The sequence below is a fragment of the Caproicibacterium sp. BJN0003 genome (assembly GCF_026314295.1).
Lineage (GTDB): Bacteria > Bacillota > Clostridia > Oscillospirales > Acutalibacteraceae > Caproicibacterium.
Genome location: NZ_CP111108.1, coordinates 1,389,155 through 1,409,098, shown reverse-complemented (window position 1 = coordinate 1,409,098; position 19,944 = coordinate 1,389,155). Strand labels below are relative to the sequence as shown.

Below are 19,944 nucleotides of genomic sequence, written 5' to 3'. Positions count from 1 at the left end.
GAAAATGGAAAAGAAAGAACAACTGTACGAAGGAAAAGCCAAAAAGGTATTTGCAACCGATGACCCGAGATACTGCATTGTATCCTATAAGGATGATGCAACTGCATTTAACGGCAAAAAGCATGGTACCATTGTTGGCAAAGGCGTTGTCAATAATAAGATGAGCAATTTTATGTTTAAAATGCTTGAAAAAGACGGTATCCCAACTCACTACGTTAAAGAACTTTCTGACCGCGATACTCTGGTGAAAAAAGTACAGATTGTTCCGCTGGAAGTGGTCGTCCGCAACGTTGCTGCGGGTTCTTTCTCCAAGCGCCTCGGCGTTGAAGAAGGCAAAAAATTGCTTTGCCCGGTTTTAGAGTTTTGTTATAAATCCGATCCGCTCGATGATCCGATGGTAAATGATTCTCATGTCCTTGCAATGGGCTGGGCTACTCAAGAAGAAATTTCTACCATCCGTAAGATGACGCTGCGTATCAATGAGCTGATGAAAGAATTTTTCCTGTCTGTTGGAATTGATCTGATCGATTTTAAATTGGAGTTTGGCCGTTTTGAGGGCAAGATCCTTTTGGCTGACGAAATCAGCCCGGATACCTGCCGCTTCTGGGACGTTAAGACTCACGAAAAACTGGATAAGGACCGTTTCCGCCGCGACTTAGGTGGTGTGGAAGAAGCTTATGCAGAAGTTATGAAGCGGATCGGTCTGTAAGATTTTATGAAAAATCAGAAATCCCGCACCGGATATTTTTCCAGTGGGGGATTTCCCGATTTCCCAATAAGAAACAAAAAGAAAGCCCCCAAAAATTCTGTAAATGAATTTTTAGGGGATTTCGTGATTGATTAGGATGGTGAGTTTTTGAACACGACACAGTTTCTTTATGACGATAAGCCACATGAGGAATGCGGCGTTTTCGGCATTAGTTGTCCAGATGGTGACGTCAATGTAGCCTATGCAGCGTACAATGCACTTTTGGCGCAGCAGCATCGCGGACAGGAAAGCTGCGGAATTGTAGTCAATGATCGCGGGGTATTCTCGTATTCAAAAGATATGGGATTAGTCTCAGAAGCTTTTAATACACAGACCTTGGACAGCTTCTCTGGCCAGATGGCTTGTGCACATGTGCGTTATTCGACGGCCGGTGCCAGTATTCGAGAGAATGCACAGCCTTTGGTAATGCGGTATGTAAAGGGAACTTTGGCAATTGCACACAACGGGACGCTGACAAACGCATATGAGCTTCAGCAGGATTTGGTGCAAAAGGGTTGCATTTTTCAGACAACGATCGACAGCGAAGTGATTGCATACCTGATTGCGCAGGAACGTGTAAACTGCGGTTCTATTGAAGAGGCAGTCCATCGTGCATTACCAAAGATTCAAGGGTCTTATTCATTGATCGTTATGAGCCCGCAAAAGCTGATTGCGGCTCGTGATCCTCATGGGTTCCGCCCGCTTGTTATCGGGAGAATCGGACATAAAACGTATGTTTTTGCATCAGAAACTTGTGCCCTGGATGCAGTTGGAGCGGAATTCGTCCGTGATGTAGAACCCGGTGAGATTGTCATGGCGGACGCAAGCGGTCTTAAGACAATTCATGATCCGGTCAATGTGAAAAAATCACTTTGCGTATTCGAATATATTTATTTTGCGCGTCCGGATAGCGTAATTGATGGAATCAATGTTTATGAAGCGAGAAAACGTGCAGGACATTTACTCTATCAGCAGAGCCCAGTGGATGCCGATATCGTAATCGGTGTTCCGGAATCGGGTATTGATGCAGCAATCGGTTATTCAGAAGCTTCAGGGATTCCTTATCAAAAGGGAATTGTTAAGAATAACTATATCGGTCGTACTTTTATTAAACCGACTCAGTTGGAACGGGAACGCAGTGTACGGTTAAAACTGAATTTGATTCCGGATGCTTTCCGCGGAAAAAGAGTTGTGATGCTGGATGATTCCATTGTGCGTGGAACCACCTGTGCTCATATTGTCACTATGCTGAAAAAGGCCGGTGCAAAAGAAGTGCATCTGCGAATCAGCTCACCGCCGTTTTTATGGCCGTGCTATTACGGAACAGATATTCCGGATAAATCCAATCTGATTGCGTGCCATCATACGGTGGAAGAGATCGGCAAGATGAGCTTTGCGGATTCTATCGATTATCTGCATGTTGAAAATTTGCCGGCGATGCTCGGAATTAAAGATGGGTTCTGCGATGCTTGCTTCTCAGGCCATTATCCCGCGCCGACGCCTGACTTTAATATAGCAGATAAAATGAATGATTATTGCAGGCCAATTCAGAAAATTAAGTGATTTGGAGGACTTCTTTTGAAAGATACCTATGAGTCTCCTTTATCCGCCCGTTATGCAGATAAGGAAATGAAATATTTGTTTTCTCCTGATAAAAAATTTCGTACCTGGCGTCGTTTGTGGGTTGTACTCGCAGAGTCTGAGATGGAACTGGGACTTCCGGTGACACAGGAGCAGGTTGATGAGCTCAAAGCCCATCAGGACGATATTAATTATGAGGTTGCCGAAGCTCGTGAAAAACTGGTGCGTCATGATGTGATGAGCCATGTTTATGCATATGGACAGCAGTGTCCGAAGGCAGAGCCGATTATCCATCTGGGTGCTACTTCTTGCTATGTAGGAGATAACACGGATTTGATCCTAATGACGGAAGCACTGAAAATTGTCCGGAATAAAGTTGTGGAAGTTCTGCGTGTTCTGCGAAATTTTGCCGACCGTTATAAGGATCTTCCGACATTGGCATTTACGCATTTTCAGCCGGCACAACCGACAACGGTCGGAAAACGCGCAACACTCTGGATGCAGGATTTGCTGCTGGATTTAGATGAAATCGAGTACCGCATCAGTAAAATGAAGCTCCTTGGCAGCAAGGGAACGACCGGGACACAGGCAAGCTTTTTGGAACTTTTCGACGGTGATCATGAAAAAGTAAAGGCGCTGGATCGCAAAATCGCTGAAAAAATGGGCTTTTCCGATGTTTATCCGGTTTCCGGACAGACTTATTCTAGAAAAGTGGATAGTCAGGTCCTGGGAGTTCTCTGCGGAGTTGCGCAGTCTGCTTCAAAATTTTCCAATGATATTCGTTTGCTGCAGCATCTCAAAGAAGTAGAAGAGCCGTTTGAAAAGAATCAAATTGGATCTTCTGCGATGGCTTATAAGCGCAATCCGATGCGCAGTGAGCGGATTGCTTCTTTATCCCGTTATGTGATGGTGGATAGCCTCAATCCCTGTATTACGGCAGCAACCCAATGGTTTGAGCGTACGTTGGACGATTCTGCTAATAAGAGGATTTCAGTTCCGGAAGCGTTCCTCGCTGTGGATGGAATTTTGAATCTTTACCGCAATGTTGCAGATGGCTTGGTGGTTTATCCGAAGGTGATCCGCCAACATCTAGAGAGGGAACTGCCCTTTATGGCGACCGAAAATATCATGATGGATGCCGTGAAGCGCGGAGCGGATCGTCAGGAACTGCATGAAAAGATTCGGGTCCATTCCATGGCAGCGAGCCGTGTTGTCAAAGAAGAGGGCGGAGAAAATGACCTGCTCTCAAGAATTGCTGCGGACCCGGCCTTTGGGGTTACAATGGAAGAATTAAAGAAAATTGTAAAGCCTGAGAAATATGTAGGCCGTGCGCCGGAACAAACAACTGAATTTTTAAACGAAACGGTTGCACCTGTTTTGCAGCGGTATCAAACGCTTAAAGATCAGGCGGAAGAGATTACGGTTTAAAAAGAAAAGTTATTTGGGAAAAGCGTGACCATTTTATGAATTTTCGGTTATAAGCTTTTCTTTTAGGTCATTTTATGCTAAACTGTATGGGTTGATACAGTTAAATTAAACAATAAGGCTGTCTAAATCCAGCCGTAGGGCAGCCCAAAGAGTTCCCGTAGCGGCGCGGCGGAGTAGATGTTTATTTATGATTAAAGCAATTGTAGGAGCTAACTGGGGCGACGAAGGAAAAGGTAAAATTACGGATGTGGAAGCTGCCAATTCCGATATTGTCATTCGCTTTCAGGGAGGCGCAAATGCAGGTCATACCATTATCAATGATTATGGAAAATTTGCCCTGCATCAGCTTCCTTCCGGTGTGTTCTACGATCATATTACAAATGTAATAGGTAACGGAGTCGCTTTAAGTCCGGAACGGTTTGTAAAAGAAATTGCCGATCTGGAATCTCGCGGAGTGCCAAAGCCACACATTGTAGTTTCCAACCGGGCACAGGTTGTAATGCCGTATCATATTTTGCAGGATACTTATGAGGAAGCACGTCTTGCCGGAAAATCCTATGGTTCTACAAAGTCCGGAATTGCTCCGTTCTATTCGGATAAATTTGCAAAAATTGGATTCCAGATTGCAGAACTTTATGGAGATGAAGCATCTTTAAAAGATCGCATTGAACGGATCGTTGCAATCAAAAATGCACTTTTTAAGAATTTATATCATAAACCGGAACTGACAGTAGAAGAAGTTTATAGTCAGCTGATGAAATATAAAGAAATGTTGGATCCTTATGTTGGAGATACTTTCGAATTGCTGCATAAAGCAGTGGAAGAAGATAAAACGATCCTTCTGGAAGGCCAACTTGGTTCTTTGAAAGATCCGGATTTCGGTATCTATCCAATGGTGACCTCTTCTAATACGCTGGCAGGCTATGGAGCGATTGGTGCGGGACTTCCGCCTTATGAGATCAAAGACATCATTACGGTTGTCAAGGCTTATTCCAGCGCAGTAGGTGCAGGAGAATTTGTCAGTGAAATTTTTGGAGACGAAGCAGATGAATTGCGCCGTAGAGGCGGCGATGGCGGAGAGTTTGGTGCCACTACTGGCAGACCTCGTCGTGTTGGCTGGCTGGATTTAGTCGCAACGCGTTATGGCGTTCGTGCTCAGTATGCTACAGAAGTTGCGTTTACTGTTCTGGATGTCTTGGGGTATTTGGATGAAATCCCGGTTTGTGTTGCTTATGAGTTGGATGGAAAACAGATCGATTATTTCCCGCCGACTGCACAACTAAAACGCTGCAAGCCGGTGATTAAAAAGCTGCCGGGTTGGAAGTGTGATATCCGGGGAATTAAGAAGTATGAAGATTTGCCGGAGAATTGCCGCCGCTATATTGAATTTGCGGAAAAGGCTGTTGGGGTGCCATTTAAGATGATTTCCAACGGACCTTCGCGCAGCGATATTATCTATCGTTAATGTGACCAAAAGCTAGGCGTCAGCATCGGATGTTTAAAAGGTGCTGGCGCTGCTTTGGTTCTTAGAAGTGTTTTGAAAGGAGTGACCCTTATGTGTGGGATCGTCGGATATATTGGAGATGATCAGGCGACACCGATTTTGTTGACCGGTCTTGAAAAACTGGAATATCGCGGATATGATTCAGCCGGTGTTGCAGTTTATAATGGAACGCACCTTCAAGTTGCGAAAACCAAGGGGCGTTTAAAAGTATTAGAGGAACTGATTCATAATGGGGTGGATGTCCCAGGAACGGTTGGAATTGGCCATACTCGTTGGGCAACTCACGGAGCCCCTAGTAATGTGAATGCACATCCACAGGTTAGCGGCTCTGGAAAATTTGCGGTCGTCCATAATGGAATTATTGAAAATTACATTTCTTTAAAAGAATTTTTGATTGAAAAAGGCGCTAAGTTTGTTTCTGAGACTGATACAGAAGTGGTTGCACAGCTCTTAGAATATTATTACGAGGGTAGTGTGATTGATGCTCTGATCAAAGTGCTGAATCGGATAGAAGGAGCATATGCGCTGGGGATTATTTGCGAAGATGATCCGGAGCACCTTTATGCGGTGAGAAAAGATAGTCCTTTGATTATTGGCCTCGGAAATGGAGAGAATTATATCGCATCTGATGTACCGGCAATTCTCAACCGTACCAGAGAAATTAATCGCTTAGAGGAAAATGAAATTGCGGTTTTGTCTCGTCAGGGCGTAGAAGTTTATAATACCAATAAAGAGCGGATCCCCAAAAAAGCAGAACATATTGACTGGGATATTTCTGCTGCGGAAAAAGGTGGATATGAACACTTTATGGCAAAAGAGATTATGGAACAGCCAAAAGCGATTCGTGATACCGTTAAGCCCCGCATTAAAGAGGGGAAAATCGTTTTGGACGATGTAAAGCTTACCAAAAAGCAGCTGGAAGAGTTTGATCGAATTTTTATCGTTGCGTGTGGAACTGCATATCATGTTGGCGTCGTCGCAAAGTATATCATGGAAAAACATTTGCGTAAGCCGGTAGAGGTGGATGTTGCTTCCGAATTTCGTTATCGTACGCCGCTGATTGATGATAAGACTTTAGTTTTGGTGATCAGTCAGTCCGGCGAGACGGCAGATACGTTGGCTGCTTTGAGAGAGTCTAAAAAGTTAGGCGCCCGCACAATTTCCATTGTCAATGTAGTTGGCTCCTCCATTGCAAACGAGTCGGATGATGTACTTTATACTTGGGCAGGTCCGGAAATTGCAGTTGCTTCCACTAAGGCATATAGTACGCAGCTTGCCATGATTTATATGTTGACCATTTATATGGGCGATCTTTTAGGAACGATTGACGCTGTCCATTATCAATATTATATCAACGAGCTCAAGGCGCTCCCTGAAAAAGTTCAGCAAATTTTGGAGCAAAAGAGCAAAATACAGTATCTTGCAAGCCGTGAATTCAATTCCAAGAATGTCTTCTTTATTGGCAGAAATCTTGATTATGCAATGAGTCTGGAAGGCAGCTTAAAACTGAAGGAAATTTCTTATATCCATTCTGAAGCATATGCAGCCGGCGAACTAAAACATGGTCCAATCAGCCTGATTGAAGATGGGACACTTGTTATTGCATTGGCAACACAGAATATTCTTTTTGACAAATTGATGAGCAATGTAAAAGAGGTAAAAGCCCGCGGAGCTGTTGTATGGGGGCTGACTATAGAAGCAAATAAAGAGCGGATTAAGAAGGAACAGGTAGATTATGAATTTTGTGTTCCACAGGCCTGTGATATGATGCTGCCGTCGTTGGCGGTGATTCCTCTGCAGCTGTTCGCTTATTATGTAGCATCTTTAAAAGGCTGTGACATTGATAAACCAAGGAATCTTGCAAAATCTGTAACGGTTGAATAAATTCCGACCGCTTGAAAGTTCGTCGGATTTCCGATGGGGGAAAAATAGATGTTAAGAAAAGAAAAAATTCTGGTTTTGGATTTTGGCGGTCAGTATTGTCAACTGATTGCCCGACGTGTTCGTGAATGTAATGTGTATTGTGAGATAAAATCTTATAAGACCTCACTTAAAGCGATTCAAGAAGCAGGATACTGTGGAATCATTTTTACTGGAGGGGCCAACAGTGTTTATGGCGAAGATTCGCCCTCTTGTGATCCTCAGATTTTTGAACTGGGAATACCAATTTTAGGAATCTGCTACGGAGCTCAGTTAATGGCCTATTTGCTTGGTGGAAAAGTTTGCAAGAGTGAAGTGCGTGAATATGGTCATACCGAATTTGCACATGAAAAAGATACTGTCCTTTTCCGTGATGTTCCTGAAAAATCGGTTTGCTGGATGAGTCATACTGATTATATTGCTGCGGTGCCAAAAGGATTTTCCGTTACAGCCAAAAGTGTACATTGCCCGGTAGCGGCGATGGAACAGCTGGAAAAGAATCTTTATGCGGTTCAGATGCATCCGGAAGTGCAGCACACCGAATATGGACAGCAGATTTTGAAAAATTTCCTTTATGGAGCGTGTAAGTGCAATGGCGATTGGGTGATGAGTTCTTTTGTTGAGGAAGCAGTTGCTTCCATTCGCGCGCAAGTAGGGGATAAAAAAGTTGTCTGCGGACTTTCCGGCGGAGTAGATAGCAGTGTTGCTGCAGTTTTGGTACACAAAGCGATCGGAAAGAATTTGACCTGTATTTTTGTGGATCATGGAATGATGCGGAAAAATGAAGGCGATGAGGTTGAACAGGTTTTTCGCAAGCAATTTGACATCAATTTAATTCGTGTAAATGCTGGAGAAAAGTTTTTAAGTCGTCTTAAAGGGGTCACAGAACCAGAGAAGAAACGAAAGATTATCGGAGAAGGTTTTATTCGTGTCTTCGAAGAGGAAGCTAAAAAACTTGGGAAAGTAGAATTCCTCTGTCAGGGAACAATTTATCCCGATGTAGTAGAAAGTGGAACCGGAAATGCAGCAGTCATTAAGAGCCATCATAATGTAGGTGGCCTTCCAAAAGATATCGGGTTCGAAGGACTTGTTGAACCTCTGCGTGATCTGTTTAAAGACGAAGTACGCAAAGTTGGTACAGAACTTGGAATTCCGGATTTTCTCGTTTGGCGGCAGCCATTCCCAGGACCGGGGCTTGGAATTCGAATTCTCGGAGAAGTTACAGAAGAAAAGGTAGCACTTTTGCAGGAAGCAGACGCAATTTTTAGGGAGGAAATCGCAAATGCGGGGCTTGACCGGTCGATTAATCAGTATTTTGCGGTTCTTACCGGTATCCGTAGTGTAGGTGTTATGGGAGATGGCAGAACTTATTCCAATACGATTGCGCTGCGCGGGGTAACGACTTCTGACTTCATGACCGCAGAGTGGGCGCGGGTGCCGTATGATCTTCTAGAAAAGGTTTCCAGTAGAATTATTAATGAAGTGCCAAATGTGAACCGTGTCGTTTACGATATTACTTCAAAGCCACCCGCCACAATCGAGTGGGAATGATATAGAAAAAGCCAACAATCCGCTTATAATGCGGGTTGCTGGCTTTTTATTTTGCCTAATGGTTCTATAATGGTTCTATTATATGGCTGATTCTCAAATTCAAGGGGCAGGGCGCCTCAAATTTGAGGCAGGGTAAATCCAAAATCGGATTCCGCTATGGCTCTCGCCCATAGCCAATCCAAAAGGATAGCAAAGGGGGACGAAATTTGACTCCCCTTTTATAATCTGATTTTTGCCCGCTCCATGAGTCTTTCTTCAATGCTGCCTCTCCATTCCCACGCCGAAAAGCCCGTCCCGGCGTATGCTCTGCTATAGTCTGGAATAAAAGATAGAAGGTACTTTCGCCCTTTCGTTCTCATATGGGAAAGCGCTCGGCCTTGAATCTGCCTTGCCCGGCTGCCGACGATCCCGTGCATCTCGCCGATCTGTGCCAGGGTTAGGCCATCATAATACTTTTCTGTGATAACTTCCCGTTCCCGCTGTTCCAGAACATCGAGAGATTTCTGTAGGGCGCCGTGAAGTTCCTTTATGTATTCGGCATTTTCCACAATCTCAAAGCTCTGATCAGCTGCAGGGTCTTGTATAGAATCACTTAAAGTTAAGTCCTCAACACCGGGCAAAGGCTTGTCAAGACTATCCGAACAATTTAACGGTTTCTTTGCATTGGTACGCATTCCGATTGCCGTCATGAAATGGTTCTTTAGGTGGTAGTACAAATAAGACGTAAATTTATATTCTTTGTCCTCTTTGTAGTCTCCTGCGGCGTCCAGTACGGCCAGAAAGGCTTCCTGCTGCAAATCCTCTAATGTCACGCCGGAAGAAGCACAAGCTTTTCGGCTCCGGTCAAAGAACCGGAAAGTTAATTGATAAGCAAACCTTTTCACGCCTTCCCATAATGGCGCTATGGCGTCTGTATCGCCCGATTGCACACGCAAGGCCAGGCTTTCATTTGTGGATTCAGTCACGGCGGCAACCTCCTACATCAATAGCTTTTCAATTAATTCATCTGTTTGATTTTTAGTCCTGCCGATATTCTCAACATTTGGAAGGGCAGAACCAGTCACGGAACATTGAAGCAGCTCAATGTATGTCTCAACGGAACCATATATCTTGATAGAACCGTCCGGGAACTCCAGTTTCCACGATCCTCCCTGACTCTGTGCTATCTGATTTAAATATTCAAGTCTTTTCATAAAGGCGTTCATTTTGACTCCTCCATATTTTTAATAACCTTCTCCAATTCGTCTAGCCGCTTTTCCTGCTCATCTATGCGGATTGTAGAAAGCGTTGTATTACAAGCATAAATAATCGCGTTTGCATCTTTTGAATCTATCTGTCCGTTCAGAACCATGTTTGAAACACGGTTCAGAGTTCGCTTAATATCTCTAGGCGTTCCCATTTTGAACCGCTTCCTTTCTGCCATGTTTTCACCTCCAATTAAAAGAAAAGGGGTGTATGGGATAAAAGCCCACACGCCCCTAAGTTGCTTTAAGCGGTTGTTACTGCCTGATAGTACAAGGCTTTCTTTTTATTGTCCATGACGAAAGCATCATACACAATACGCCCCTCTACCAAAGCACCCGAGATTCCCGGCGGGTCTTGGTGGATTCTGTAATCTTCCAGCTTTACCGGCGCGACGGTAGCGGAAGGGTGAACCATCAAGAATCCGAAATTCTTCGGCAAACGGACAGAGGGAACCTTGATAACATTACAGCCGTCAAGGTTACTGACAACGCCTTTTGCGCGCATATCCTCGCCGATATCGGTATTCATTACAATTTCTTTGCTTTGCTTCATAATCGCATAAATGGCAGGGGTAACCACAATGAAACGTCCTGTGTCTGTTACTTCTGCATCATCCATTACCTGAGAGGCTTTTAAAATCTCGGAATAAATGTTTTCAGAAGTTAAGGCAATAGCGGCCGGGGCTGTCCCTGCATTGGTACACATAATGCTATAAACATAAGAATCAACCTCGGGGATAATAACCTCGCGTTCCTGCCTTGCCAATGCAGAAGCGGCCTGTAGCTGCTGCTGGGTTTCGTCAGTGTCCAGCTTATCAATGGCGAAGGTAAAGGAACGATCCTTTTTCAACGTCATTTCCTCGGTCGTCGCGTCCAATCCGGCAACTGTCCCGAAGCGGCTCGGCTGGGTGGCTGCATTTGCACCCTCACGGTCATAGTCATTCATGCCCGTTGTGGTTACTTTGTAAATCTTGACAGTGTGTGCGCCTGTCCAGTCAAAGTCACTATTTGTGAGAATACTTCTTTTGCTTTCTGCCTTGAATACCTCATCAGTATAAGGGGCAAATTTTGTTGTCAAATCAATAGCCATAAATTAAGCGTCCTTTCATTTGTTCAACCCGAACGCTGCAGCAGTAGGGTCTTTACTTTGTGCAAAGCTTCTCTGCTGTGAAAAGTGGAATCCCCCGGGCGGGCAAGGACTTCCCGTACCTCCCGTGGTTTTTGTGTCCACAATAGAGGGGAAAGCCTTGATAAGATTCTCAACGGAACCTTTGAAGGCTTCTGTATTTGAAGTATCGAATAAATTCAGTAATTTTTTCGGGTATCCCTTGCCTGCAATATATTCTCTGCAATCGAGTCTGGATTCTCGCTCGGAAAGTTCCTTCTCTTTGGAATCATCCGGTGGTTCGGTCTTGGCTCTCTCACGTTTCAATCGCTCGGAAATGATCTGATTCACTTCGTCCTGAGTAAAAGTCTTTTCAGTTGCCGCCGGTTCACCTGTTCCCGCCGGTGTCGCGTTTCCTGACGGCTGCTGGCTCTGCTGTGCTGCGTTCTGGGCTTTGTTATCGTTGTTGTCCATAATTAAATACCTCCGTTTTACGCCTTGAGTAGGCTAAATATAAAGAAAAGGCATAGGATACCAGCTTTTAAGCTGTTTCCCATGCCTTTTGGCTAACTTTACAAGCGGTACTCTATGCCTTAACTTATACATAAAGTATATATCAAATAGGGGAGGTAGTCAAGCGGTTTTCCCGTCATTTTGCGAGTTTGGCGGATTTTTAGAGGTCAGATATACGATACAATAGGGGGGCTTGGCCTCGTTTATATGTAATCTTGCGTGGGGAAGAATCTCTTTGACTGCATGATAGATTTCCGCTGCTTCGGTCAATTCGTTCATTTGATATGTGATTTTAATCTTCACGGGGAACCTCCAAATGATAGCGGTCATATGCAGCACTGATTAATTCTTGGTAAGTCTTCAAACTGTCATAGAACGAGTCATATATTAAAGTCAAGGAGGAAACGTCCATTAAAGCCCGTCCTAAATTTGAACCGTTCACACTATCTTCTAAATCTTCAAGGATAAGAGAAAAAGTATCTTTTTCCTGCTCAAATTTGATTCCGCAATCATCTAAGTCACTTATGATACGGTACAGGTCTTGCGTTTCCTCTGGAATTGTGGTATTCTCATTCCGGAAAACTTTTTGTTTTGTGCCTTGTGCAGTTGCCGCTGCAGAGGCACTTTTTTTATTGTTCGTCATGGCTTTTCTCCTTCTCTTTGGCTTCTGGTTCTGACTGCTGAGCGTACAAATTAGAAGCGGTCAATAGAACTTTCCGAAGATTTTCGGCATCAAGAAGATAGGATATTTTGACAATGGCCGTGCGTAAAGAGGAACTTCTTTCTGCAATACGCTCTTTTTCCTTTCCGGCTTTCATGGCGTCACCCATTAATTCATGGTGCAGATTCTGGACAGCTTTGCACTGCTCCTTTGTCAATCCGATAGCGAGTAAATCAGCATTTTTCATTTTTAATAATCTCCTTTTTAATGTGTTTCGTAAATTGCGCGACAAATGTCATTATTGAAATTTTCGATCGAGTCCTTAACGTTATTAGCATCTATTTCCGCATTATCAAGGTTTAGTGCAATAGCTTCAAGACTGCATAATTCCCGATCACGATAATAAAGGCCGCAAAGTGAGGAACAATCCATCTCTGCAAAAGGACAATGCCTGTTATTTGTCATTCTGTTTCACCTCTTTTTAAGCCCACAAGGGGGTATATGTATCGACCGTTCATATCGTTCATACCGTTGCATGATGAATGGTCACGAATGGTATGAACGGTTAATTTATACTAGGGAATGCTGAAAGTGCTTCTTCATATGTGGTTTCATTATCAACGGTATCAGATATTTGATGAACGGTTGCAAAATAGAAATGATGCTTTCCTCCTGCATTTCCGTGTTTGGCTCTCTCGTGAATAATCCCATCATAATCAAAAAGTGGTTTTTCAAGTGCTTTCACTTTGGAAGTTAATGCACGGGTGGAATCCGCTAAATAGGTTCCGGCAAAATGCTTTCCAGCGTCAAGAAGTTCCTGCATACTGCCATTCCACCCTCCGGGGCTTTGCTCAAGAAGTTCTTTGATTGTTTTAACTATGGGACTGCTGTTGTATTCAAGCTTTGCTTGCTGTTCCTGTAGCCAACTAGCGTCACCTAAAACGTGCCACTTGCAATCATCTTTGTGAAATTCGATAACAGTTTCGCTGCTGTCTATATCTCGGCCGGTGATTGAAAGTGTCGTTTGCGTGTCTGTTCGTTTTGCTCGGGTCATCACCAGTGCTGTATCGACTGCACCCATAATTCCATTAGTTCCGGAAATGCGGTTAAAAGCGTCGGTATCGTCTGCCATTTTTCGCAAATGGTGAACCAAAAGAAGGCAAATTCCGTGTTGATCTGCAAATGATTTCAGAATTCCCACCTCTCTATAGTCCTCACCGTAAGCATTGTTCCCCGCTTTTTGCGGCGCTCTGACTTTTTGAAGGGTATCAATTACAATCAGCCCCGTTTCCGGTCTTTGCTTTATGTAGCCTTCTAGCTGTTCTATAAGCCCCTGCCCAATGTCAAGAGCAGAAGTCGCATAGTCGAAATGATCCGGTGCAGCCGCTCCGGAAAGAATTTTGTTCATGCGGTCTTGTAATCGGCGCTCGCTGTCTTCCAGTGCCATATAAAGGCACCCGCTTTTTACTGTCTTATGATTTAGAAAATCATTTCCGGCCGCCACTGAAAGACACAAATCCAGCACGAACCAGCTTTTTCCATACTTTGGTGGGGAGGCTAATAGGGAAAGCCCCTGAGGAAACATATCCACAACAACATAACGAATCGGGGGCAAATCTTTATTTTGAAGTTCTGCCGCTGATATGGTTGGAAGAGTATGCTTCTTTGGCTCTGGTTTCCCGAAGTCCTGCTCTGCGGTCGTCCTTGGGTCGAATACTTGAAAGCAATGGTCGATTGCATTCTGAATGGTGATCGCTCCGTATGTACTGCCGGATTGCAGCCTGTCCCATTTTTCTCTCATAAGTGCCGATTGACGGAAAAGCCTGTCCATTTGAGTCGCGTCCTTGCCGGTGTAGAAGGCAAGCATATTGCACAAGGCTAAATCTGCTTCGCTTTGGCTGCCATATTTTCCCTCATACTTGCCTAGGAACAAGTTACAGAATAGAGAACCGTTCCGGGCATTTGCGGCGACTTCAATTAATTTGGTATCGTCCAGAGAAAGACCGCTGCTTTGCGGTTCTGTGGGCTTTCTCTGCGCTTCTGCACGGGCGGCGGCTAATTCTCCATATAGTGAATTGATTGCTTCCTGCGCGTCACAGAGCGATTCTTTATTGTCGTATACATTCCCGGTCAGTGCAAAATAACGCCCGGAATCGTACATTTCAACGGTCTTGCTTTTAATTGCTTTCCCGGGAAGTTTCCCTTTGCAGATGATATGAAGACCGGTTCCGCTTTGAGAAACCTCAGTATAACTGCCGAACTGTTTTACTAATTCGGTCGCTTCTGGGAAAATGCTGTTGTTTTCAAAGCAATCATCTAAATCAATTCCCACAAGGCCTCCATTCTGAGCAAATTCAAACCCTATTCCGCTGCATTTTCCTTCGTCCATGCAAGCGATCGCTTCACTGAAAAGCCCCCAACTTTGGGGAATTCCCGCTTTTGCAGGTTCACCTGTTTGAGGATTGACCGGCATTTTTAAGGGCTTGTCCTTCCAATCCCAGCATACCCATTGATCTAGGTTCGCTAATTCAAGTGGAATCCTGCTGTAATCTCGGTTCAAGAAACTTCCTCCAGCCCGCCGAAGAATTTTTTGTTGAAGTATGCTCTCGGAACCCGCCCGGCAACGGTAACAAAGCCCTGCGATTTCAGTTCCTTATTTAAGTCCCGGAATATTTCATAGGTCTTACCTTCACTCAATCTTAAAATCGCTGCTGCTTCGGGCGCTTTTATGTAATAGTCCTGCATTGTTATTCCTCCTTTTGAATAAGTTTTTCTACAGGTACCCCTAAAGCAGATGCAATACGATCTCCTGTAGTTTGAGAACAGGTCTTTCCGGTTTTTACACCTGTCACAGTTGACCTTGAAACTCTTGCTAATTCTGCAAGCCGTTTTACGGTCATATCTTTACGGGTCATTTCTGAAACTAACTTCACACGATTTATTCTCATTATTTCACCTCTTTTCTTGATAATAGGCGTATTTTGTGTTAATCTAATTGCATAGACTATTGATTCGCCTTATGCTTATATATTAGTCTATATTTTTAGAGTAGTCAAGCCTAAACAGTCTAATTATTTAGAGTATTTTGGAGGCGCTTATTGTGGAATTTGCACAAAAACTTAAAAATGTTATGGAAAAAGAATCAATGACTATGTATCGTTTATCAAAGGAAACGGGAGTTCATCAAAGTACTATCAGTAATTGGATAAATGGACATAGTGAACCCCGAATTGAACAGCTTAAAAAGATAGCCTGGGCCCTTAATGTGCCTGTATGGGAGTTAATAGAACCAACTGATCCAGTAAAAATGTATGAAAGTGATATTGAAAATTACAGTAATAAGAACCTAGCCCCCCTAGGTTTTCCATGTGATGAATTCCGGCAACATGCAATAAATAGAGTTTCTCTCGCCGTTTCACGTTTAGACGACTTGGGAGTGAAAGAAATCGTTGATTTTTCAGAATATATTGAAGAAAAGCAAAAAAAGGAAAAAGACAATGCCGGCAAATAAATATTCAGAAAGTCCTGCTAAATGGGAAAGCCAGTTTTACTATACCGACTGGACAGGCAAACGAAAAAAGAAGCACAAGCGCGGGTTCAATAAAAGAAAAGAAGCTCTTGAATGGGAGCGCAACTTTTTAAAATCCACAAAGGCAGACGTTAGTATGAAACTTTCTTCTTTTGTGGATATTTATCTGAACGATATGGATCCCCGACTGCGCGGTTCTACAATGGACGGAAAGCGTTTCCTTTTTGATAAGTTAATTATTCCATACTTTGGAGAAAAACCGCTGTGTTCCATTACCGCTGCTAATATAAGGCAATGGCAAGCGACGCTTCTTGAGACTGAATTTAAACCCGGAAAGAAGTATTCTGCGACCTATCTAAAGACGGTAAATAATCAGATCACGGCGCTTTTTAATTATGCCTGCAGGTATTACAACTTGCGGGAAAATCCGTGCCATAAGGCTGGTAGTATGGGGAAGAAAAACGCTGACGAAATGCAGTTCTGGACGTTGGACGAATATAAGAAATTCCGGGAAGCGGTTAAGGATAAGTCTCGTTCCTTTATGGCTTTTCAAGTGCTTTATTATACCGGCTGCCGGATAGGGGAGCTTATGGCCTTAACGAAAGCGGACGTTGATCTTTCTGCCGGTACAATCTCAATAAGCAAAACCTATTCGCGTCGGAATGGGGAAGACGTTATAACACCACCAAAGACGCCAAAAAGTAATCGGATTATTGCTATCCCTTCATTTCTCTGTGATGAACTGCGGGACTATATGGCCACGATATACGGACTTCAAGAAGATGGTCGTATTTTCCCATTTACGAAATATTTTCTTGAGCATGAAATGCAGCGCGGGTGCAAAATATCTGGTGTGAAAAAAATTCGACTGCATGATCTGCGACACAGCCATGCTTCACTTTTAATTGAAATGGGCTTTTCTCCGCTGCTGATAGCGGACAGGCTCGGGCATGAAAAAGTTGAAACAACTCTAAACACTTATAGCCACCTATGGCCGCATAAGCAGGAAGAAGTTGTTTCACGTTTGCAGTCTCTTGAAAAATTGCCCTGTGGTTCTAGAACGGTTCTAAAAAATCCGGAAAAAGAAAATAAGCCGCTTAATGCGGGCATAGAACCCGCAAAAAACGGCTAAATTCATAGGGAAAATAGGGGATAAAAGCCCCGGGGATAGAGTGGGAATAATTTTTATGCAATACGCTTAAACGATTTACAATTGGCACGTCTACATCCGGTATATAGCGTACTAATTTTAGAACGAAAAAGGTTAGTAGAAATAGGAATAGATGACTATGTTTTACCTGTTTAGGTGACATCATAGCCATTTATTTTTTTATTTTGAACGGTCTGCCCCATGAAAAACGGTATAAAAGAGCCTACTGTAAAACACCGTAAAAATCTACTAACCAGTAAGGTTTTAGACATTTCTTATTATGATCTTTATTTGCTTTATGAAAATGAATGTAGGCTGAAGAATTTATCGGAAACAACAATCCGAGGATATTTTTTTGCAGATAAGTATTTCATGCAATTTGCAGGTAATGATTTGAAATGTAGTGAAGTGACACAGGACTTAATTAATGAGTATACTCTGTATCTAAAAGATAAGTTGAAGTCACAAACAAATGGTGTTCATTGATTGTGTTTATATGTTGGATCTATTAAAAGATTTTATAGAGGGAATATTGTTACCTATACAAGTGTTTATTGAAAAGGAGATTGTTTATGGTTTATAATATATATTCAGTACATAAAATCGAAAAATTCTTCTAATTTACATCTGTAAACAATGCCTAGTAAAAAGATTACTGCTTGGAATGCTATTGAATGGCAGAAATGTTAAGCATAAAATTATTGTTTCCTTGCGGTTTATAGAATAATTTGTTATAATAAAAAACAAATAGGATGATTATACCAATCTACAGACAAATTGTAAATTTTGGTTATCAAATTTATTGATAAAGAAGAGGAGATCGATGTCGTGTTACAGTACGACTATTTGATTGTTGGAAGTGGGCTATTTGGAAGTGTATTTGCACATGAGGCACTTTGCCATGGAAAAAAATGTTTAGTTATTGAAAAGCGAAACCATACTGGAGGAAATGTTCATTGTACTCAAGTGGAAGGGATTACAGTTCATCAATACGGAGCCCATATCTTTCACACCAATAATGAAAAAGTATGGAATTATGTTAATCAATTTGTGTGCTTTAATCGATTTACAAATTCGCCAATTGCGAATTATAAAGGAGAAATTTATAATCTTCCCTTTAATATGAACACTTTTTCTAAAATGTGGGGAGTTCGCACTCCAAAAGAAGCGGAGAGGAAAATTAAAGAACAGTGTGCACAGATCAAAGGAGTTCCAAGAAATTTAGAACAGCAAGCAATCAGCTTAGTTGGACAAGATGTTTATGAGAAGTTAATAAAAGGGTATACAGAAAAGCAATGGGGACGTAGTTGTAAAGATCTTCCAGCTTTTATTATTAAACGTCTTCCGGTGCGCTTTACTTATGATAACAATTATTTTAATGATTTGTATCAAGGAATTCCGATCGGTGGCTATAATAAACTTATTGATCAATTGCTTCAAGGAACTGAAGTTCAATTGGAAACTGATTTTAATGAATGCCGAAAAGAATTGCTTCCATTAGCTAAAAAAGCCATTTATACAGGAATGATAGATGCTTATTTTGATAATCAGTTTGGTAAACTGGAATATCGTAGTTTGAAATTTGAAAATGAGATTCTAAATGAGCCGAATTTTCAAGGAGTCGCAGCTTGTAACTATACAGATCGTGACACACCATTTACGAGAATTATTGAACATAAACATTTTGAATTTGGGACACAGCCCAAAACAGTCATTACGCGTGAATACCCAGTAGAGTGGAATGATAAAATGGAGCCATATTATCCAATTAATGATATAAAAAATCAAAAGTTATATCAGATGTATGCACATCTTGCGAAAAATGAAAAAAATGTCTTGTTTGGTGGAAGGTTAGCTGAGTATCAATATTATAATATGGATCAAGTGATAGCTTCCGCCTTGGAAATAGCCAAGAGAGAGCTTAATTGATATTTTTAAGGAGAGAGAAAAATGTCAAAACCCAAAATTAGTATTATTATGCCTGTTTATCAAGTGGAAAAGTATGTAGCAAAAGCGATAGAAAGCATTCAAAAACAGACGCTTTCAGATTGGGAATTTTTAATTGTAGATGACGGATCTTTAGATAAAAGCGGAAAAATTTGTGATGAGTATGCAAAATATGATTCTAGGATTCATGTTACTCATAAGAAAAATGGTGGCGCTCCCAGTGCCAGAAATGTAGCGATTGATATTGCTAAAGGAAAATACTTGTACTTTATGGATTCGGATGACTGGGCAGAACCGACCATGTTAGAAGATATGTATTGTCTTGCTGAAAAGAATTGCTCTCAGCTTGTGGTGGCTGGCTTTTACATAGATACTTATTACAATGATACTGAAAAATATACGCAGCAGCAATGTTCAGAAAATGCAGCCTTTTATTCTAAAAGAGATTTTCGTAAAGAAGCATATCGCTTTTTTGACAAAAATTTATTGTATACTCCATGGAATAAGTTGTATCTTGCAAGTTATATTCAAATAAATAAATTTTATTTTCCACAGACTTTTTGGGACGATTTTCCATTTAATCTTAGTGTTATTCGGGATGTGGAAAGGGTTTGTATGACTTCAAAATGTTATTATCATTTTATTCGCCAGCGTTCTGAATCTGAAACTGCTAAGTATCGTCAAAATATGTATGAAAAGCGTGAAGAGGAACATAAATGGATGTTAGATCTATATAATTATTGGGATGTCCATAATGAAGCAAGCAAGGAGTTCCTTGCACGGCGTTATGTGGAGCGAATTGTTGGATGCGTAGAAAATGTAACAAATTCTAGCTGCAATTTATCCGTGGCAGAGAAAAAAGCCTCTATCCGTGAAATGATTAAAAATCCTCGTGCAGCTTTAGCGGCACGAATTGCAAAACCAAAATCCAGATATATGCAATTGATGGTTCTTCCAATTAAATGGAAAAACATACAGCTAACTTATTTGGAAGGTTGTACAATTTCAAAGGTAAAGTCAAAAAATATTAAATTATTTGCAAAACTAAAAGCAAATAGATAAG

At 42.1% G+C, this 19,944-nt stretch carries 23 protein-coding genes; 11 read left to right on the top strand and 12 right to left on the bottom strand.

The annotated features are described in order from the left end of the window. Positions 1-4: 4 nt before the first annotated feature. The 6 genes from purC to guaA all read left to right on the top strand — a co-directional run bounded on the left by purC (position 5) and on the right by guaA (position 8,732). Positions 5-709, top strand: a complete 705-nt coding sequence (purC, locus tag OP489_RS07050; RefSeq protein ID WP_266161220.1) for a phosphoribosylaminoimidazolesuccinocarboxamide synthase — start codon at positions 5-7, stop codon at positions 707-709. A 147-nt stretch (positions 710-856) separates the two neighbouring features. Further along, entirely contained in the window at positions 857-2,311 is a 1,455-nt protein-coding gene (gene purF / locus OP489_RS07045) for an amidophosphoribosyltransferase (protein ID WP_266161219.1), read from the top strand. A gap of 66 nt (positions 2,312-2,377) precedes the next feature. Continuing rightward, positions 2,378-3,757, top strand: a complete 1,380-nt coding sequence (gene purB, locus OP489_RS07040; protein ID WP_416232473.1) for an adenylosuccinate lyase — start codon at positions 2,378-2,380, stop codon at positions 3,755-3,757. A 187-nt stretch (positions 3,758-3,944) separates the two neighbouring features. Then, a complete protein-coding gene (locus OP489_RS07035) occupies positions 3,945-5,222 on the top strand; it encodes an adenylosuccinate synthase (RefSeq protein ID WP_266161216.1) in 1,278 nt (425 codons plus the stop codon). A gap of 90 nt (positions 5,223-5,312) precedes the next feature. Continuing rightward, complete coding sequence (gene glmS / locus OP489_RS07030; protein WP_266161214.1) at positions 5,313-7,145, top strand: glutamine--fructose-6-phosphate transaminase (isomerizing); 1,833 nt, start codon at positions 5,313-5,315, stop codon at positions 7,143-7,145. Positions 7,146-7,193: 48 nt separating this feature from the next. Next, positions 7,194-8,732 carry a glutamine-hydrolyzing GMP synthase gene (gene guaA / locus OP489_RS07025; protein ID WP_266161213.1) on the top strand — a complete coding sequence of 513 codons (1,539 nt, stop codon included), beginning with the start codon at positions 7,194-7,196 and terminating at the stop codon, positions 8,730-8,732. A 218-nt stretch (positions 8,733-8,950) separates the two neighbouring features. Here the strand turns inward: guaA and OP489_RS07020 are convergent, their stop codons facing one another. The 12 genes from OP489_RS07020 to OP489_RS06965 form a co-directional block, all read right to left on the bottom strand. Continuing rightward, the gene (locus tag OP489_RS07020; protein ID WP_266161210.1) at positions 8,951-9,697 is read right to left on the bottom strand and encodes a sigma-70 family RNA polymerase sigma factor; all 747 of its coding nucleotides are present in this window, start codon (positions 9,695-9,697) and stop codon (positions 8,951-8,953) included. A 12-nt stretch (positions 9,698-9,709) separates the two neighbouring features. Beyond that, a complete protein-coding gene (locus OP489_RS07015; protein ID WP_266161208.1) occupies positions 9,710-9,937 on the bottom strand; it encodes a hypothetical protein in 228 nt (75 codons plus the stop codon). Further along, positions 9,934-10,155, bottom strand: a complete 222-nt coding sequence (locus tag OP489_RS07010) for a hypothetical protein (RefSeq protein WP_266161207.1) — start codon at positions 10,153-10,155, stop codon at positions 9,934-9,936. The genes OP489_RS07015 and OP489_RS07010 overlap by 4 nt, the downstream gene beginning before the upstream one ends. Positions 10,156-10,220: 65 nt before the next feature. Continuing rightward, positions 10,221-11,066, bottom strand: coding sequence for a hypothetical protein (locus tag OP489_RS07005; protein WP_266161206.1), 846 nt, complete (start codon positions 11,064-11,066; stop codon positions 10,221-10,223). A 15-nt stretch (positions 11,067-11,081) separates the two neighbouring features. After that, entirely contained in the window at positions 11,082-11,555 is a 474-nt protein-coding gene (locus OP489_RS07000; protein WP_266161205.1) for a hypothetical protein, read from the bottom strand. Between the two features lie 159 nt (positions 11,556-11,714). Further along, positions 11,715-11,897 carry a hypothetical protein gene (locus tag OP489_RS06995; protein WP_266161204.1) on the bottom strand — a complete coding sequence of 61 codons (183 nt, stop codon included), beginning with the start codon at positions 11,895-11,897 and terminating at the stop codon, positions 11,715-11,717. Next, positions 11,887-12,237 carry a hypothetical protein gene (locus OP489_RS06990; protein ID WP_266161203.1) on the bottom strand — a complete coding sequence of 117 codons (351 nt, stop codon included), beginning with the start codon at positions 12,235-12,237 and terminating at the stop codon, positions 11,887-11,889. The genes OP489_RS06995 and OP489_RS06990 overlap by 11 nt, the downstream gene beginning before the upstream one ends. Further along, positions 12,224-12,502, bottom strand: coding sequence for a hypothetical protein (locus tag OP489_RS06985; protein WP_266161201.1), 279 nt, complete (start codon positions 12,500-12,502; stop codon positions 12,224-12,226). Before OP489_RS06985 ends, OP489_RS06990 begins: the two co-directional genes overlap by 14 nt. A gap of 17 nt (positions 12,503-12,519) precedes the next feature. Beyond that, positions 12,520-12,720, bottom strand: a complete 201-nt coding sequence (locus tag OP489_RS06980; protein WP_266161199.1) for a hypothetical protein — start codon at positions 12,718-12,720, stop codon at positions 12,520-12,522. Positions 12,721-12,820: 100 nt separating this feature from the next. After that, positions 12,821-14,815 carry an AAA family ATPase gene (locus OP489_RS06975; protein WP_266161197.1) on the bottom strand — a complete coding sequence of 665 codons (1,995 nt, stop codon included), beginning with the start codon at positions 14,813-14,815 and terminating at the stop codon, positions 12,821-12,823. Further along, complete coding sequence (locus OP489_RS06970) at positions 14,812-15,000, bottom strand: ICEBs1 excisionase (protein ID WP_266161195.1); 189 nt, start codon at positions 14,998-15,000, stop codon at positions 14,812-14,814. Before OP489_RS06970 ends, OP489_RS06975 begins: the two co-directional genes overlap by 4 nt. A 2-nt stretch (positions 15,001-15,002) precedes the next feature. Then, a complete protein-coding gene (locus OP489_RS06965) occupies positions 15,003-15,203 on the bottom strand; it encodes a helix-turn-helix transcriptional regulator (RefSeq protein WP_266161193.1) in 201 nt (66 codons plus the stop codon). Between the two features lie 152 nt (positions 15,204-15,355). Here OP489_RS06965 and OP489_RS06960 point away from each other — a divergent pair, with 152 nt between their 5' ends. From OP489_RS06960 to OP489_RS06940, 5 genes are all read left to right on the top strand, one after another. Continuing rightward, positions 15,356-15,766 (top strand): helix-turn-helix domain-containing protein, encoded by a 411-nt coding sequence (locus tag OP489_RS06960; RefSeq protein ID WP_266161191.1) that lies wholly within the window; start codon positions 15,356-15,358, stop codon positions 15,764-15,766. After that, positions 15,753-16,916 (top strand): site-specific integrase, encoded by a 1,164-nt coding sequence (locus OP489_RS06955; RefSeq protein ID WP_266161189.1) that lies wholly within the window; start codon positions 15,753-15,755, stop codon positions 16,914-16,916. The genes OP489_RS06960 and OP489_RS06955 overlap by 14 nt, the downstream gene beginning before the upstream one ends. Before the next feature lie 219 nt (positions 16,917-17,135). Further along, positions 17,136-17,420, top strand: a complete 285-nt coding sequence (locus tag OP489_RS06950) for a phage integrase SAM-like domain-containing protein (RefSeq protein WP_266161188.1) — start codon at positions 17,136-17,138, stop codon at positions 17,418-17,420. A gap of 342 nt (positions 17,421-17,762) precedes the next feature. Beyond that, positions 17,763-18,863, top strand: coding sequence for a UDP-galactopyranose mutase (gene glf, locus OP489_RS06945; RefSeq protein ID WP_266161187.1), 1,101 nt, complete (start codon positions 17,763-17,765; stop codon positions 18,861-18,863). Between the two features lie 21 nt (positions 18,864-18,884). Next, positions 18,885-19,943 (top strand): glycosyltransferase family 2 protein, encoded by a 1,059-nt coding sequence (locus OP489_RS06940; protein ID WP_266161186.1) that lies wholly within the window; start codon positions 18,885-18,887, stop codon positions 19,941-19,943. The last annotated feature ends 1 nt before the right edge of the window (position 19,944 follow it).